At 60.2% G+C, this 17,341-nt stretch carries 14 protein-coding genes; 5 read left to right on the forward strand and 9 right to left on the reverse strand.

The window, feature by feature from the left end:
- Window positions 1-49: 49 nt before the first annotated feature.
- Complete coding sequence (locus KW841_RS16815; RefSeq protein WP_218478974.1) at window positions 50-727, forward strand: MliC family protein; 678 nt, start codon at window positions 50-52, stop codon at window positions 725-727.
- 46 nt (window positions 728-773) lie between these two features.
- Here the strand turns inward: KW841_RS16815 and KW841_RS16820 are convergent, their stop codons facing one another.
- Genes KW841_RS16820 through KW841_RS16835 form a run of 4 tightly spaced genes read right to left on the reverse strand, consistent with a single transcriptional unit; the run spans window position 774 to window position 4,562 of the window.
- Entirely contained in the window at window positions 774-1,859 is a 1,086-nt protein-coding gene (locus KW841_RS16820; RefSeq protein ID WP_007970611.1) for a polyamine ABC transporter substrate-binding protein, read from the reverse strand.
- Between the two features lie 44 nt (window positions 1,860-1,903).
- Entirely contained in the window at window positions 1,904-2,245 is a 342-nt protein-coding gene (locus tag KW841_RS16825; protein ID WP_015095054.1) for a cupin domain-containing protein, read from the reverse strand.
- 43 nt (window positions 2,246-2,288) lie between these two features.
- On the reverse strand, window positions 2,289-3,695 hold the full coding sequence (locus KW841_RS16830; protein ID WP_218478345.1) for an FAD-binding oxidoreductase: 1,407 nt from the start codon (window positions 3,693-3,695) through the stop codon (window positions 2,289-2,291).
- A gap of 51 nt (window positions 3,696-3,746) precedes the next feature.
- Window positions 3,747-4,562, reverse strand: coding sequence for an AraC family transcriptional regulator (locus KW841_RS16835; RefSeq protein ID WP_104447171.1), 816 nt, complete (start codon window positions 4,560-4,562; stop codon window positions 3,747-3,749).
- Between the two features lie 264 nt (window positions 4,563-4,826).
- Between KW841_RS16835 and KW841_RS16840 the strand changes: the two genes are divergently transcribed.
- Entirely contained in the window at window positions 4,827-5,099 is a 273-nt protein-coding gene (locus KW841_RS16840; RefSeq protein WP_007970606.1) for a DUF1652 domain-containing protein, read from the forward strand.
- Window positions 5,100-5,290: 191 nt separating this feature from the next.
- Here KW841_RS16840 and KW841_RS16845 read toward each other — a convergent pair whose 3' ends face one another.
- Window positions 5,291-7,765 carry a UvrD-helicase domain-containing protein gene (locus KW841_RS16845; RefSeq protein ID WP_218478346.1) on the reverse strand — a complete coding sequence of 825 codons (2,475 nt, stop codon included), beginning with the start codon at window positions 7,763-7,765 and terminating at the stop codon, window positions 5,291-5,293.
- Window positions 7,766-8,044: 279 nt separating this feature from the next.
- On the opposite strand from KW841_RS16845, the gene KW841_RS16850 reads away from it, so the two are divergent.
- Complete coding sequence (locus tag KW841_RS16850) at window positions 8,045-8,740, forward strand: pirin family protein (protein ID WP_015095049.1); 696 nt, start codon at window positions 8,045-8,047, stop codon at window positions 8,738-8,740.
- A 196-nt stretch (window positions 8,741-8,936) separates the two neighbouring features.
- Here KW841_RS16850 and pgm read toward each other — a convergent pair whose 3' ends face one another.
- The 4 genes from pgm to KW841_RS16870 form a co-directional block, all read right to left on the reverse strand.
- Window positions 8,937-10,583, reverse strand: a complete 1,647-nt coding sequence (gene pgm, locus KW841_RS16855) for a phosphoglucomutase (alpha-D-glucose-1,6-bisphosphate-dependent) (protein ID WP_218478349.1) — start codon at window positions 10,581-10,583, stop codon at window positions 8,937-8,939.
- A 113-nt stretch (window positions 10,584-10,696) separates the two neighbouring features.
- A complete protein-coding gene (locus KW841_RS16860) occupies window positions 10,697-12,097 on the reverse strand; it encodes a PLP-dependent aminotransferase family protein (RefSeq protein WP_218478351.1) in 1,401 nt (466 codons plus the stop codon).
- A gap of 40 nt (window positions 12,098-12,137) precedes the next feature.
- Window positions 12,138-13,628, reverse strand: coding sequence for a hypothetical protein (locus tag KW841_RS16865; RefSeq protein ID WP_218478353.1), 1,491 nt, complete (start codon window positions 13,626-13,628; stop codon window positions 12,138-12,140).
- A gap of 565 nt (window positions 13,629-14,193) precedes the next feature.
- A complete protein-coding gene (locus KW841_RS16870) occupies window positions 14,194-15,216 on the reverse strand; it encodes a zinc-dependent alcohol dehydrogenase family protein (RefSeq protein WP_007970597.1) in 1,023 nt (340 codons plus the stop codon).
- A gap of 269 nt (window positions 15,217-15,485) precedes the next feature.
- On the opposite strand from KW841_RS16870, the gene KW841_RS16875 reads away from it, so the two are divergent.
- Both KW841_RS16875 and KW841_RS16880 read left to right on the forward strand, forming a co-directional pair.
- On the forward strand, window positions 15,486-16,400 hold the full coding sequence (locus KW841_RS16875; protein WP_053160139.1) for a LysR family transcriptional regulator: 915 nt from the start codon (window positions 15,486-15,488) through the stop codon (window positions 16,398-16,400).
- A gap of 169 nt (window positions 16,401-16,569) precedes the next feature.
- Window positions 16,570-17,253, forward strand: a complete 684-nt coding sequence (locus KW841_RS16880) for a GntR family transcriptional regulator (RefSeq protein ID WP_217835079.1) — start codon at window positions 16,570-16,572, stop codon at window positions 17,251-17,253.
- Window positions 17,254-17,341 lie beyond the last annotated feature (88 nt).

A 17,341-nucleotide genomic window follows, 5' to 3' on the forward strand; every position in this document is an offset into this window, starting at 1 on the left:
CACAGGCGTTGCAATACGGGCATCACGCATAGACTCAGGTGACGCCGAAATGAAAATGGTCATGCCACTTCTGGCCTCTGTGCTCGCCGTCAGCACGTGCGTGACGGCGAGCTTTTGTGACGCCGCTACAAAGGCGAAACCAAAGCCAAAGCCCTTGCCGACCTACAAAACCAGTTTCGATTGCACCACGCCCCAGGCATCCACCGAAAAGCTTATCTGTCACGACGCTCAGCTGGCGCGCATGGACCTGGAACTCGATCGTCTTTATCGCCTGGCGCTCACCGACGAACATTCAGTGCCGCGCCCGAATAAAGTCGAGATAGACCAGCGGTTCTGGATTGAATCGCGTAACCAGTGTGGTGCCGACCCGCAAGCCAAGACGTGCGTCATCGCCAGTTATGCCGAGCGTGCGTTCCAACTGCGCCAGGGTTCGGCCATTGCCAGAACCAAGGACCCGAGCCGGCTCACCGAAGGCCCCTTGGCTTATCGTTGCGCAGGGTTCAACGCATTGGTGGCCGCGACCTTCTTTACGGTCGAACCGGGCGTGGTGTTCCTGAAATGGGCCAACGCCTCGGTGACGCTGAACCAGGTGCCGAACAATACCGGAACCCAGTACAGGGGCAAGGATTACCAAGGCAGCTACAGCTTCTGGCAAATCGGCGATGACGTTTTTTTCCAGATACCCGGCTCAGGCCAGATGAGTTGCGCAGCCGAGCCGGTCGGCTGATAAGGGTGGCAACGGGACATCCTGTCCCGATTGCCGGACCACGTCTTCAGCTGCCGGTGCGAATCTTGTTCCACACCCGCGTGCGAACCCGGTCGATGTTCAATGGCATGGCTTCCAGGGCAAAGAGTTTCCCCATCATTTCCGGGCTTGGGTAAACCTTGGTGTCGTTCTTGATCGCTGGGTCGATCAGGCTGTCAGCCTGCTCGTTGCCATTGGCGTAGTGCACGTAGTTGCTGACGCTGGCCATGACGTCCGGGCGCAGCAGATAGTTCATGAAGGCGTAACCGGCCTTTTCATCAGGAGCGTCGACCGGCATCGCGACCATGTCGAACCAGATGGCGGCGCCTTCCTTGGGAATCGCATAACCGATGTCGATACCATTGTTGGCTTCCCTGGCGCGGTTTTCCGCCTGCAGGATGTCGCCGGAGAAACCGACCGCGACGCAGATATCGCCGTTGGCCAGGTCACTGGTGTACTTGGACGAGTGGAAATAGCTCACATACGGCCGCACTTTCAACAGCAAGGCTTCAGCCTTTTTGTAGTCGTCCGGGTTCTTGCTGTGAGGCGGCAAGCCGAGGTAGTTCAACGCGGCCGGCAGCAGTTCGGGGCCGTTGTCGAGAATGGCCACGCCGCACTTCTGCAACTTCTGCATGTTCTCGGGCTTGAAAATCAAGTCCCATGAATCCACCGGGGCGTTGTCGCCCAGCACCGCCTTGACCTTGGCAACGTTGTAGCCGATGCCGGTGCTGCCCCACAGGTACGGGAAGCCGTGCTCGTTACCCGGATCGTTGGTCTGCAAGGCCTTGAGCAATACCGGGTTGAGGTTTTTCCAGTTCGGCAACTGGCTCTTGTCGAGCTTCTTCAGTGCGCCGCCCTCAATCTGCCGCGCCATGAAGTGATTGGACGGAAACACCACGTCGTAGCCGGATTTGCCGGTCATCAGCTTGCCATCGAGGGTTTCGTTGCTGTCGTAGACGTCGTAGGTGAAGCCGATGCCGGTTTCTTTCTGGAAGTCTTTCGTGGTGTCCGGCGCGATGTAATCCGACCAATTATAGATTTTGACGGTTTCGGCCGCCTGACTGATCGATGCAACCAGCAGCAGCGGAGCCAGGGTGAGTGTCTTTCGGAGCATGAGTCGATTCCTGTAGGTTGTTTTTGTTGGCAGGCAATCAAGGATCAGAAAATCAGGACGTAGGTCTTGCGCACGGTTTCCTGGATGTCCCAGATACCGAGGCTGTTGGCCGGCAACATCAGTGCGTCGCCCGCTTCTATGTGCAGCGGCTCACCGCCGTCCGGGGTGAAGGTGCAGCGACCCTGGATGAAGTGACAGAACTCCTGGGCGACGATCTGCCGCCGCCAGCGCCCCGGGGTGCATTCCCAGACGCCGGTCTCGACGCCGTCGTCGCGTTCGACGCTGGTGGTCGAAGCCACGGCCACGGGCGTGCCCAGGGGCACGGCGACCGGGTTGGACTCCTCCAGTTTCAGGGTTGCGGTGTGCTTGAATTGCGTGATGCTCATGGGATTACCTGTCGATATGGCCTGTCGATGAAGAGCGCGCCGTTTAGTGCATGAAACCTTCCATGAAACCGGCCACCCCGCTGGCCAGCTTGCGCCGCCAGGGCGCAGTAGCCGGGTTGGCCAGGGTCTGGTCCTCATGGACAAAGCTGCGGATGATTGCGTTGTAGCCGAGCCAGCGGATCGGTTCCGGCTCCCAGGCCCTGAGCGCGTCGAGGCCCCGCTGCGGGAGGACCCACGGCTGGCGCACCAGATCGGTGTCGCGCCCCAGGATCAGGTCGGCCAGCGTGCGTCCACCGAGGTTGCTGGCGCCAACGCCCTCCCCGCCGTAGCCGCCAGACAAGGCGATGCCTTTGGCCCGGTCGCAGAGCATGTGCGGCTTGAAGTGCCGGGACATGCCCAGGTTGCCGCCCCAGGAATGAGTGATCTGCACGTTCTTCAACTGCGGGAACAGTTCGCCGAACAGGTAGCGCCGCAGGTCCTTTTCATCCGTGGTCAGCTCGAAGTCGTGGCGCAGTTTGCCGGCGAACTGATAGCCGCCACGGGCGCCAAAGATCAAACGGTTGTCAGCAGTGCGCTGGCCGTAGGTCACTTGCCGACTGGCCTCGCTGAACGCCTGGCCACGGCTCAGGCCGATTTCATCCCAGGTGGCCGCCGACAACGGCTCGGTCGCGACGATCAGGCTCTGCACCGGCATCTGATAACGCCCCAGGGGCGGCAAGGTGACGGAGTAACCTTCTACTGCCGGAACGACCCAGTGACAGCGTACCGACGCTTTCGCCGTGCGCAGGCTGCCGGATTGCCAATGGGTGACCGGGCTGTTTTCGTAGATCCTCACCCCCAGGCGCTCCACCATCCGGGCCAGCCCGCGTACCAGCTTGGCCGGGTGGATGGTCGCCACGTGCGGTGCATAGATGCCGCCATAGGGTTTGGCGACGCGGATCTGCTGCGCCAGTTGTTCCGGGCTCAACCAGCGATAGTGGCTATCGTCGAGGCCCTGGCGGTGGAGATCGTCCAGGTAGTGACGCAGGCTGGTCGCCTGCTCCGGATAACGCGCAGCGCAATACAGCACCCCGCCTTTACGGAAATCGCAGTCGATGCCCTCACGTTCGAGGACAATCTCCACTTCATCCGGAATGCCATGCAACAAATCGTAGGAAGCGCGGCGCTCTTCGACCGGCAAACCGGCCAGCAGGCGATCTTCACCCAGCAAGTTGCCCATCAACCAGCCGCCATTGCGCCCCGACGCGCCGAAACCGGCGGTCTGCGCTTCGACAATGGCGATGTTCAGCTCCGGGTTCTGCTGCTTGAGGTAGTACGCGGTCCAGAGACCGGTGTAGCCGGCGCCGATGATCGCCACGTCCACATCCAGGTCCCGCTCCAGCGCCGGACGCGCCAACAACGGCTCGTCGAGCTGGTCCATCCACAAACTGATAGTGCGCCACGCCGGCATGCAAGACTCCGCCACTGAAAACTTCGATGGCGTCGATCCTAGTGCGTGGGCTCAGGCGCTGTCTTGCGCGCGTGCACGCAAAGAAATTTGTTTGACGTAGGCCTTGGGTGACTGGCCGGTGTGCTGGCGGAAACAGCTGTAGAACGCCGACAGCGAATTGAATCCGGCGGCGAACGCCAGTTCATCGATACGCAGCGGTGGCGTGGCGTCATCCAGTGCCGCGAGCAAGTGTTGCAGGCGCGCCTGGTTGACGTAGCGGTAGAAGCTCTGGCCCAGCACCTGATTCAACAGATAGGAAATCTGGTTCCGGCTGTACCCGCACTCCTTCGCCACCCGTTGCAGGTCGAGCTCCGGGTCAAGATACGGCTGCTGGCGCTGGAAATACTGCTGAAGGTCATCGGCCATAAAGCTCAACTGGCGAGGCGACAGGCCCAGCCGGCTGACCGCCGGGCGCTGGCCGGGGGTGGTTTTGCTGACGGGTTGCTCATGCACCAGCGAAGCGTATTCATTGACCCGCCAGATCAGCCCGTCCTTGACGGTGATCGCCTCGCTGGCGCGGAACGACACCAGTCCTTCACCTCCGCGCAGGGTGATGCGGTACTGAATGAAGGCGGTGTTGCCGTCCAGTCGAATGCGGTCGGAGTGTTCCAGCGCTTCATCCGGATCCCGGGGCATGCTGCTGCGCACGTAGTCGCGCAATTCGGCCAGGCCCATGACCCGATTCTGGAAAAAGTCGTTGTACTGGACTTCAGGGTGATAGAGCGCCATGACGCCGTCCAGGTCCCGGTGTTTCCAGCGCAAGTGATAGCGCATGACCGTCTCGCCCGTGGCCTGGGTTTGCAGCGGGCCATCATCCTCGGCGTGCATTGAAAATCTCGACGGAAAAAACCGAGCTTGCCCAACTTCCGCTTTGTCTTCAACGACTAAACGGATGCGGACTTCGGGCCGTCAATTTCAAGGAAGCGTGACCTGAATCAAAAAAAGGGTGGCAATCGCCAAACGAGCTGAAAAAACCACATTCTTTTCACATTCGGATGCTACTTTTAAAGACTGTCACTGGTTGAACCACTGAAGGTTCTTCCCTCCTACCATGAGCTAAAGGAAGCGCTCGATACTGAAGGCGGGCAACACATGAATAGAGGTTTCAGTAAGGTCACGTTTCCAAACGCCTGCCAGCTGATGCGCTGGCATTTTCATCCCATGGGTTTCGAGGCGAGCATGGACGCGCCGGGCAGCATGATTGCCCGTCTTTTCGATCGTGCCACTGGCGAGACCATGATCGCCATTGCCGGTATTCCTTGCGCCACCGTCATGAATGCCGCGGATGTAGAACGAATCATCGAAGCGGTGGAGGATGAACTTGAAGCCTTCGTTCCACCGCAGGCCCTCAGGAGTTATGCCTAAAGCCTGTTCACTCAACAAAAAGCCCACTTGAAGTGGGCTTTTTGTTGAGCGCAATTCCCCTGTAGGAGCGAGCCTGCTCGCGATGGTCGTTAACGATAACGCGTATTTACTGGCTAAACGCGGCGCTCTTGAGTCCATCGCCGGAACGCCGCCCGGAGCAAGCTCGCTCCCACAAAGTGTCGATTCGGAAGTCAGGCGGTGGTTTGGCTTTTACGATGATCGACAAAGAACGCCTTCCCCTTGCCGATCCGGTCGGACGCCTTGGGCATGTTCGCGGCCTGGGTGTCTTGTGCATCGACGTACCAGTAGCAATGGCTGACGGCACGGGTAATACCCACGTATGCCAGACGCAGGATCTCGTCCTTCTGGGCATTGTCGTAGGGTTCGCTGTCACCGGCCTTGCCCAGGCCCGCCATCCGGTAAACCTGATTCTTGTAGGGTGAACTGGTCAGGTGTTGGCAGTCACCCAGCAAAAACACCGCATCGGCCTGCAGGCCCTTGGCGCTGTGATACGTCAGTTGCTTGAGCCTGCGAGCGGCATGGGGCAAGCTCGAATCAACATTAAGTACCGACTGAATATGCTCTTCTATCAATGACTTATCGCTACTTTTTCGATAAAGCATCAAGATTGAATCACCCTTTCGGTAATGCTCCATCAGACGCTGCGCCATGCCCTGGTCATCACGATCGAGGACGTTCACCGGCAGCAATGCCTTGGGTTCACCGCTGGCCTTGGCTTTCTTCCCGGCAATTGCCGGCGCTGCGCGCACGATGTGCTCGGCGGCGTCGATGATGTGCTGGTGGCTGCGATAGTTGTCGCTGAGCATGACCTTGGTGGTGCTCGGCGACGGGAACTCCTTGTTGAACTCCATGAAGTAGCTCGGCGAACTGCCGCGCCAGCCATAAATGGATTGCCAGTCATCGCCCACACAGAGCAGCGAGGAACGCTGGGCACCCCGCCCGACGTGCATGGCCGGCCCGCGACTGCGGATCTCCGCCAGGCTGGCTCTGATCCAGGAGACGATTTGCGGCGAAACGTCCTGGAATTCGTCGATCATCAGGTGCGACAGCGGCCGCAGCAGCTCATCACTGAGCAGCTTGAGGTTCTCCGGCGAATGCTCGCTGAACAGGGCGAACATCCGGTTGTAGGTCATGATTGGCGGTTTCTGGTCGAGCAAATGATCTTCCAGCGCCCGCCAGTAAAGGCTCAGGGCCTCGAAGAAGAACCGGTCGGGATCGTCCTTGGCGAAACTCATCTGCCCCACGGCACTCGGCACATCCAGCCCGAGGTTTTCGATGAACCCGGCGGCGGCGACAAAGCAATCGAGCAACGGCGCGGAGGCGAGCTCGCCCTTGACCTTGTAATCGAAACCCGGCCCGGCGCTGGCATCCCCCGCCAGCGAGGCCAGCACACGTTTTGATGACTCGTAACTATCAAGCCAAATCAATGGCTTACGACAGAAAGCTTGAAACAAGGTGCGCTTCACTGCCCATTCTGCGCGCACCGTCAGCTTGGCATTGGGCCGCATGACCTGCGGGTTCTCCCGAGGATCGAACCCCAGCACCACCCAGGCGTCCAGCGTCGGGATGTAGCCGTGACAGTGAAATGTCGAGCCGTTGATATCGAATGACTGGCGATTCGGTTCGATGCCCTTGATGGGCCAGGCACCGGCGCGAAACCACAGATCTTCAATGGCATCGCACAACTCTTCATCACGCTTGGCCGCCAGTTCGGTGACACCCATGCGCTTCTGCACATCGGGGTGATCCCGCTCCAGCTCCTTGAGTTGCAAGGCATGCCGGGACAATGGCTTGATCAGCTCACGAAAGCGCTCGTCGCTACTGTGCAGACGGTGATAACAGGCGTTGAGTTGTTGGCGCTGAGCGTCGTTGATACGCAGGTCGAACGGATTACTGTCGACCTCCTCGTCACCCTGGGCAGCCCGCAGGCTGAGATTCTCGAAGGCCTGCAAGCGCTCGAAACCCGGAAGACTGCGCACCATCGGCAGGATCCGCGAGTGGAAGGTGCGCACCAGGTCCCGTGCCTCCTTGAAGCTGATCGCACGGCCCCAGAGCGCAAACAGCTCGATCAGCTTGTTGATGAAGTCCTTGCGCGACTCACGGGTGAAGGTCACCACCGTCATCGAACTCAGCTCGAAGCCCAGATAATGGCTCAACAGCAAGATGCGCAGCACCAGTGTGGTCGACTTGCCTGCGCCGGCACCGGCGATCACCGAGGTGGACGGCGTGTCGCTGAAAATCATTTTCCACTGTGCGGCGCTGGGCTGGGCATGGGCCGGCAGCAAGCGGGCGACATCCGCCTTCATGCGCTTCTTCAACTCGGCGCTCAACGGCAGGCGCCAATCGTCGAACAGCAGGTCATCGACATTCGGTGGCCGGTGTTCAGTGGAGCGCGAGTCGCGGATCAGCAGGACCTGTCGACCCTCCTCCAACCCCTCGAGTTTGCCTTCCCTGTAGCCGTAATCGACCCCGGCGCTGTGACCGCTGCGAAAACCGTCGGCCTGGCCATGCAACCACGACGCACGATGTTGGGCGTGCAGACGGGTCAGGCTGTAACCGAAGAACCGGGCGAGCAGGCGCTTGATCAGCGGCATCTCGGCCAGGGGGCGAAGTTCAGGCGGAAGATCGGGGGTGTGTTGCGGCACGCGGACTGACTCCAGGGTGTGAGGCTGTTGAGCGCTATGGTGTCTGCATTTGCCATTGAGTTCTAGTGAATTGCTTATGACTCATTGGCTTATGCGATGAAGTGAAGGTTGGATGAGAGCGTTTCGAGCCTATTTCATATCAATTGATTCGATGGGAATGGCGCATTTTTTACGCTTTTTATCGATTGTTGCCTGATGGATGATGGCCGTCATCAACCACCGGTCTCGCTTCGTGGCCAAGGCGCTCCGCCCCATGACGAACCTTTTCTGGAGACGATCATGCTTGAACTCAGACCTTTCAAAACCCTTGGCGGTGCTCACCACGGCTGGTTGGATGCGCATCACCATTTTTCGTTCGCCGAATACTACGATCCCAAGCGCATGAACTGGGGCAACCTGCGGGTCTGGAATGACGACGTGATCGCTCCCGGCACCGGTTTCCCGCAGCACCCGCACCGGGACATGGAAATCATCACCTATGTCCGTGAAGGCGCCATTACCCACCAGGACAACCTGGGCAACAAGGGTCGGACCGAAGCCGGTGACGTCCAGGTCATGAGCGCCGGTACCGGGATCGCCCACAGCGAGTACAACCTGGAAGCGACGCCGACCCGGATTTTCCAGATCTGGATCATCCCGAATGAGACCGGCCTGGCGCCGTCCTGGGGCGCCAAACCGTTCCCGAAAGGCGACCGCGAAGGTTTTGTCACCCTGGCCAGCGGCAAGGAAGGCGACGAGCAGAGCCTGCGCATCCGCGCCGATGCCCGGCTGGTGGCCGCCAATCTGAAGGCCGGTGAAACGGCCGAATACCTTTTGGACAGCGGTCGTCGTGCCTACCTGGTCCCGGCCACAGGAGTCATTGAAGTCAATGGCTTGCGCGCAGAAGCTCGAGACGGTGTCGCGGTGGCCGATGAGCAGGTGCTGCGAGTGACGGCCATCGAGGACAGTGAGATCGTGTTGGTGGACCTGGCGTGATCTGCTGAGGGCAATTGCAAAAAAGGGGCGACCGTGTTGGTCGCCCCTTTTTAGTTGCTGCGGCAAACCCTTTGTGGGAGCGAGCTTGCTCGCGATGGCGGCCTGGCATCCAGCATTGATATTGACTGACAGACCGCTATCGCGAGCAAGCTCGCTCCCACAGGGTTATATGCAGCTCCAGTGGGCGTTACAGCGCTTACTTCGCGGAAATGGCACCATCCACCAGCGTTTGCGCCTCGGCCACCAGTTGCTTGAGGTGGTCGTCGCTGACAAAGCTCTCGGCGTAGATCTTGTAGATGTCTTCCGTGCCCGACGGACGCGCCGCAAACCAGCCGTTTTCGGTCATGACCTTGAGACCGCCAATGGCCTGGTCGTTGCCCGGTGCGTGGCTGAGGATGCTCTGGATCGGTTCGCCGGCCAGTTGGGTCGAGGTGACCTGTTGCGGCGACAGCTTGCTCAGGAGGGCCTTCTGCTCCGGGTTGGCCTTGGCGTCGACCCGTACCGAGAACGGTTCACCCAGTTCATCGGTCAAGGCACGGTACGCCTGGCTCGGGTCACGACCGGTCCGGGCCGTCATCTCTGCAGCCAGCAAGGCCGGAATCAAACCGTCCTTGTCGGTGCTCCAGACGCCGCCGTCCTTGCGCAGGAACGAGGCACCGGCGCTTTCTTCGCCGCCGAAACCCAGGGAACCATCGAACAGCCCGTCGGCAAACCACTTGAAGCCGACCGGCACTTCGTACAGGCGACGGCCCAGGCGTTTGGCCACGCGATCAATCAAGCCGCTGCTGACCACGGTTTTACCCACGGCAGCATCGGCGCGCCATTGCGGACGATTCTGGAACAGGTAGTCGATGGCAACGGCGAGGTAGTTGTTCGGTGCCAGCAAACCACCGGACGGCGTGACGATGCCATGGCGGTCGTGGTCAGGGTCGCAGGCAAACGCCACGTCGAAGCGCTCTTTCAGGCCGATCAGGCCTTGCATGGCATGGCTGGACGATGGGTCCATGCGGATCTGGCCGTCCCAGTCGACGGTCATGAAGCGGAAGGTCGGGTCGACCTGTTTGTTCACCACATCCAGGTCCAGACGGTAATGCTCGGCAATCGCCGACCAGTAGCGCACCCCTGCTCCACCCAGCGGATCGACGCCCAGGCGCAGCTTGGCATCGCGGATGGCGTCGAAGTCGATCACGTTGATCAGGTCGGCGACATAGGTGTTGAGGTAATCGTGACGATGGGTGGTGCCGGCCTTGAGTGCCTGCTCGTAGCTGATGCGCTTGACCCCGGCGAGCTTGGTGGCCAGCAATTCGTTGGCCTTGGCTTCGATCCACTTGGTGATGTGGGTATCGGCCGGACCGCCGTTGGTGGGGTTGTACTTGTAGCCACCGCTTTGTGGCGGGTTGTGCGACGGCGTGATGACGATGCCGTCCGCCAGGCCGCTGGTGCGACCACGGTTGTAGCAGAGAATCGCATGGGAAATGGCCGGCGTCGGCGTGTACTCGTCGCCCGCGGCGATCATCACGGTCACGCCGTTGGCCGCCAGCACTTCAAGGGCGCTGGCACCGGCCGGCGTGGACAGCGCGTGGGTGTCGATACCGACAAACAGCGGGCCATCGATGCCCTGAGCTTCGCGATACAGGCAAATGGCCTGGCTGATCGCCAGCACGTGCCATTCGTTGAAACTCAGGTCGAACGAGCTGCCGCGGTGCCCCGACGTGCCGAAGGCAACGCGCTGAGTCGAAATGGCGGCATCAGGCTGGCCGGTGTAATAGGCCGTTACCAGTCGCGGGATGTCGACCAACAATTCTGCCGGTGCCGGTTTACCCGCAAAAGGACTGAGTGTCATGCAAAACCTCTGGAATAGAGTGGTTCAGGGATTGAGTCGCAGTTTACTGGCAGTTTGACCGCAACGCGATGGGATCGATCCCACACAGTGGTGGTTGTTATTTTTTGTCTCCCTCACTCGATCGATTCCAGGCGCAGCGCATCCCCCAGCAGTCCCAGCGCGACCGCCAGGTTGTGATCGCCGCCGAAGGTATGACTCAGGCGTAAATACTGCCCGTGCAGACCGTGGAGGCTGAACAGTTCGCCCGGCGCGATGACCACCTGCTGTGCCAGCAGGCGCTGGAACACACGACGGACATTGACCCGGCGCAACGAACGCACCCAGATCGTTGCACCGCCTTGCGGCTCGACGAAGTGCAAGGCATCACCCAGTCGCTCCTGCAACAACTGGGTCATTTGGCTCTTGCGCTCCTTGAGTAGCCGTCGCAGCACCAGCAGGTGTTGATCGATGCGGCCGCTGCTGTACAAACGGGCGATGGCTTTCTGGCGAATTGGCGACAGTCGAAACGAACGCAGCAGGAAGTGCCGTTGCAGCTCGGTGCTCAAGTGCCTGGAAAGCAGGTAGCCGTAGGGCGCTTCCGGTCCAACGATTTTCTCGAACGTGGAAAACACCATCAGCCGTTCAGGGTCCAGCAAGTCGCGAAAGCGCAGGCCGCCCGGGTCGAATCCGAGTTCGCCATAACAGTCGTTTTCCAGCACCCAACTGTCATGCTTGGCCAACAGCCGGGCAATGGCCTGCCTGTTTTCCTCAGGCGCCAGACTGCCACGGGGCATGTTCAGGGCCGACGACAGCAGCACCAGGCGTACCGGTTCGGTCTCCAGCAAGGTTTTCAGCCGTTGCGGATCGAGGCAACCATCGACTTGCACAGGCCACTCGATCACCCGCACGCAGGCGTCTTGAAACAATCGCAGGAGCGTCCAGTCGCACGGCGACTCAACCACTACCGTGGCGTCCTTCAAGCCCAGCACGGCGATGAGGATTTCCAGGACGCCGCGCAGGTCGGCACCGATGTAGACATCATCGGCGTGCCAGTAACGCATGGGAGAGGTGGTGTAGCGTGCTGCCAGGGCGGTGCGCAACTCGAGCTCGCCGCAGGGTTGCGAGGGCGACTGCGGCTGCCGGGGATACTGGCGCAGCAACTCCCGCTCCAGCAGCAACAAGGGGCTGTCGAGCGGTTGCAGCAACGCCGGTTCATCGGCGCTCAGGACCAGCATCCCCGGACGCCTGGCATTGACATAGACGGCTTCGAGCAAATCGCTGCCGCTGTCCTGCGGGTTGAAAGAGGACACCGGCAACGCGTAATAACCTGACTTGGCCACCGAAAACACGCGCCCTTCCTTCTCCAGCAGCGAATAAGCGTACTGAATGGTCGAGATCGACACGTTGAGGCGCTCCGCCAGCTGCCGCAGCGACGGCAGGCGGATGCGTGAATCCCCTTCGGACTCATTGATCAGGCTGCCCAGATATCGATAAACGGCCTGATAGGCGAAATCCGTTTCTCGTGGACCTTTCATGGCTGAAGGCCGACCGCGCGGGCTGATAGTCCGCCCACCCTCAGTGACCCGCTGACCATTCATCCACCAAGGTGTCGCCGGTGTCAGGATCGCCCCCTGCCTCTTGCAACGCGGCGCAATGGATCTGTGCTTCGAGCGCCCCGCCATCGCTGCCTGGCGCGCGCTCCATGCGATAAAGCCGACCGATCAGGCTGACGGGCAATCCGCTGACATCAATCATCCATTGCATGATCTGTTCGGCGACCGGATGCCCCTGCATGGCCCGGTGCAGTTCGGGCATGGCCACCAGCATGCCTGGATGGCACTGACGCAAAAATCGCTCAAGCCCCGCACCTTCTTCGATAAACGGCGCAAAAAGCAGACACACCAATTGTGCTTCGCTCAGGCCCAGGGTCTTTTGCGCCTCGGCCGCCGCGCGGGCACGCTGGTCACCCACTGTCGCCGGGTTGCCGAACACCTCGATGGCCTGCTCGCACAAACGCTCAGGCAAGCGCTTGCGGCGCATCATCACCAGGGTGCGTTGCAGGTATTGCGCAACGCCCGACTGGTAATCGCGCCCCTGCACGAAGCTCGCTTGCAACCCACGCACGTGCGCCGAGATCGACGCGCTGACGAACTCGTTGTCGCTGATCTGCGCGGCCAATTCGTCAGGCTGGAAGCCGAGAAACTCAGTCAGCAATGACCAGCGCTCTTCCAGGTTGCTGAGCAGCAGGTCATGAATGTCGATGCAGGTGGCACGGCGACAGGTCTCAAAGCGCTCTTCAGGACGCCATCGGGCCTGGCCGCCATCGGCATAGAACGCCTGATAACAGTCGCTGCCCAGCTCATCGAGCAATGCAAACAACCCCGCATGGCCGGCCTCGCCCACGTGCGAGGGCTTGAGCCCTGCCTTGGTGGCGGCACGCTTCAGGCCGTCGATGAACTGTTTCTGCTGACGCGGCGTGTCACTGACGAGCAAAGCGTCGACGCCACCGTCCCAGCGAGCGATTTGCCCATAGAACTCTCCCGTGGCCAGGTACCCGTCATCCCACAGGTCGAAACCGCCGCGCCACTCCCGGCGATGGCCGATCAGCAGCAGGTTCAGGCGGCTGGACTCGCGACCGGCATCGGAGATCGTCGTCAGGTGATCGAACGGCAGGACTTCCCGATCATCGACCATCAGCACCTCGACCCGCGGATCGTCATAGACAAACAGTGCGCTGTTGGTCCGGTGCATGTTTTGCTCGGCCGCCCGGCTTGTCCCGTTCAACCGCAACGAGGCGATGCGCAACTGGAATGTCGTCGGGGACCGAGTGGCAATGGTCAATTGCGCCGCGCGTAACAGCGCCAGGCTGTAGCAGTTGTCGCGGGTCCCGGACTGGACCACCAACACCTTGAAATCACCCATACGCTCCATGCCCCCCGCCGCCACTGCCAGACGCTGAATCAACAACTGCACTGCAGTGCGTTCGGCACGGGAGAAGAAACCCAGCAATCGCTGCAGCACTTGTTGATAGACATAGTTCATCGCTTGGTCATGGATGCTGGTCATCTTTATTTACCTGGTACTCGTAAGTTCAATTTCGCGCAAACAGCAGATTCCGCTGGACTGCCTGCTCGAATGGAGTCATCGACTTTATTGCCAAATGCTAGCAATTGAATTTTCTGGAAATCATTTGAAACGATCGTAACAACCCTTCTCAGACACGCCGAAGACAAGGCTGTAGCGCCCAGCTGGCAAGGGTTTTCTCGATTGGAGACGAAGTCCTAGGAAACGTCCGACAGCGTCCCACGAACACTTAACACAAGAAATAAGGAAAGAAGTTGTTGCTGTCTTTTTGGCAACTACACAACAACTAACTAAATCGAAGGCATGCACCGAGAGCGCACATTGAAAAGTTTTAGCCTGACACCCAGCCATGACTCATTCCTTGAGATGAAAGTAATCATTCAATTATCAGGGCTTAGTGGCTGATTAGAAGCTACAGATTACGGGCAAAAACCAGTTCAGTTGCTGGACCGGTCTGCGGATCGACGGGTTTGGGGGGGCACAAACGAAAGAGTCCGTGTGGGCACGGACTCTTGGGGGGCTTTTGCGTCGGCTCTTGGGGCAAGTGCTACGCCGGTTCGACCTGCAGGGCGACCCGCTCGCGGCAAGGGCATTCGTCCATGTAGCGGTGTGCCTCGACCACCTCGGCAAACGGGAAGACCCGAGTCTTGAGCGGCAGCAGCACGCGGTCAGCGGTCAACTGGTTGATGTCGCGCAAGGCACGTTGCAGTGCGACCTGGTCCTGGATGATGCCCAGTTCCGGCTTGCCGGTGAAGTTGCCGATGCAGTGCACGAAGAACTGAATGTTCTTCTGGAACGCCGCGCAGGCCGGGAATGGCGTCTGGTTGCCACCTTGCAGGCCGTACAGCACCAGGCTGCCGCGAGGCGCCAGCACATCGCCCAGCAATGACATCTGAGGACCGCCCAAACCATCGAAGACCACATCCACACCGCGGTTATCGGTGATCTTGTTGATCCGTATCAGCAGATCTTCTTCCTCGGTAACGATGACTTTTTCGGCGCCCAGCGACAACAGATACTCACGCTCTTCTGCAGACTTGGTTGCCGCAATCACTCGAACACCCAAGGCCTTGCCCAGTTGTACGAACGAAGGTCCGGCGCAATGGCTGGCGTCGGTCACCAGGGCGAATTGCCCGGGTTTGACCCGTGCCAGGTCGGCATAAGCAAAATAGGCGACCAACAGCGGCGTGTAATGCACGCTGGCCTCGATCGGGCTCAGCACGTCCGGGTAACGGGTCAGCGACGAGCGCGGCAGGACAATCAGTTCTCCGTAGACCGGATAGTCGTTCGGGCTTTGGGCCGGGAAACTGGCGACCTTGTCACCGATCGCCAGGTCATCCACCCCCTCACCCACAGCCGTGACGATACCGGCCATTTCCTGGCCAAGGCCGGAAGGCAGATGGGCGCGGGACGACGCCAGGTTCTGGCGCCAGAGAGTGTCGTACCAGCTGATGCCAATGGCCTCGACGCGCACCTGCACTTCGCCCGGTGCAGGCAGAGCCGCCGCATGCTCTTCGCATTTGAGCACCTCGGCTGGACCAAACTTGTGAAAACGGATCGTGCGGGACATCGCAAACCTCGCCAAATGAACCTCTAATGCCTTGAACTCTAGCTGGGCTTTCAACCCAACACTATCAGTGGGTATTAATAGTCGACATGCCTGTCATTGATTCCGCAGCGGCGGCGACATTGTGAAATGCCGCAAGAAACCGAAGCCACCTTTTCAGGAAATCTGAATTACCCGGTGCAGAGTACCAGCCTTTCCCCGTAATATTCCTGCTGGCCATTGTTCTCATATGGCCGCCCACGTCAAGTTTGCTGACTCTGCCAGGACTCCAGATGAATCGTAATGACCTGCGTCGTGTCGACCTGAACCTGTTGATCGTTTTTGAAACATTGATGCACGAACGCAGCGTGACCCGTGCTGCGGAAAAACTCTTCCTCGGCCAGCCGGCCATCAGTGCGGCGCTCTCGCGCCTGCGCGGGTTGTTCGATGACCCTCTGTTTGTGCGTACCGGCCGCAGCATGGAGCCGTCCGCCCGGGCGATCGAGATCTTCGCCCTGCTCTCGCCGGCACTGGATTCGATTTCCACCGCGGTCAGCCGTGCGGCCGAGTTCGATCCTGCCACAAGTACCGCCGTGTTCCGCATCGGCCTTTCGGACGACGTCGAATTCGCCTTGCTGCCCATGCTGCTCAAGCGCCTGCGCGCCGAATCGCCGGGGATCGTACTGGTGGTACGCCGGGTCAACTACATCCTGATGCCGGGGTTGCTGGCCTCCGGCGAGATCTCCATCGGCGTCAGTTACACCACCGACCTGCCGGCCAACGCCAAGCGCAAGGTGCTGCGCCGCAGCCAGCCCAAGCTGTTGCGCGCCGACACCGTACCGGGGCCATTGAGCCTGGATGATTACTGCGCGCGCCCCCATGCACTGGTGTCGTTCGCCGGCGACCTCAGCGGCTTTATAGATGAAGAACTGGAAAAGCTCGGACGCAAACGTCATGTGGTGCTCGCGGTGCCGCAGTTCAATGGCTTGAGCACCTTGCTGGCCGGCACTGACATCGTCGCAACCGTGCCGGACTACACGGCCGATGCGCTGACGGCTGCAGGCGGTGTGCGCGCGGAAGATCCGCCGTTGCCGGTGCGCAGCTTTGAACTGCACATGGCGTGGCGCGGGTCGCAGGACAATGATCCGGGGGAGCGCTGGTTACGGTCGCGGATTCAGATGTTTTTTGGGGATCCGGATAGTCTCTGAGAAGGATTGGCTGCCTGATCGGCTATGCAGCGGGCAATCCTTCCAGCGTAAATCATGGCAAACGGTGAAATGGGCGCGGCGCAAGCCTGAATGAAAACGGGCGCACCGACGTTGAACCGGGGAAGATCAGCAAAAGAATTTCGTATACCCTAGCGCTATCTCACTCCAAATGACCGCCGCCGTGAACCTACCCAAACTCAACGCACCCGACCTTGGTAACACGCCTTCGACTTCGGAAATCATCACCCGCCATCTGCGGGATGCGATTGTCGCCGGGCATTTTGCCGAGGATGAGCCGATCCGCCAGGACGACATCGCCCGCCAGTTCAATGTCAGCAAGATCCCGGTGCGCGAAGCCCTCAAGCGGCTGGAGGCCGAAGGGTTAGTGATGTTCCAGCGCAATCGCGGGGCGATGGTCACGCGGGTTTCCGATGCGGAGCTGGCGCAGATGTTCGAAGTGCGGATGTTGCTGGAGGACAAGATTCTGCGCCTGGCCATTCCGAACATGACCGAAGAGACCTTCGCCCGTGCCGAGCGCATCTGTCAGGAGTTCATCGGCGAGGACGACGTGGGGCGCTGGGCCGAGCTCAACTGGGAGCTGCACTCCTGCCTGTACGAGCCTGCACAGCGACCGTTTCTGGTGAGTCTGATCCGTTCGGTCAACGACAAGCTGGAGCGTTATCTACGCATGCAGATGAGCTTGTCGGCCGGTAAGGAACGGGCCGATCACGAACACCGCGAGATCCTGGCGGCCTGCCGCGCCGGGGATGTGGACCTGGCGGTGAAACTTCTGGACGAGCACATTGCCGGCGTCTGCACGACCCTGTTCGAGCACCTGCCCCACAGCCACTGACAGCGACGGATGCTGTGCCGATTTCGTCATCGACACAGACTAAATCCATCAAGCCGACGCCCCGCCGCACGGGCCACTCTTGCGTTCA

The sequence above is a fragment of the Pseudomonas sp. PDM28 genome (assembly GCF_019219115.1).
GTDB lineage: Bacteria > Pseudomonadota > Gammaproteobacteria > Pseudomonadales > Pseudomonadaceae > Aquipseudomonas > Aquipseudomonas laurylsulfatiphila.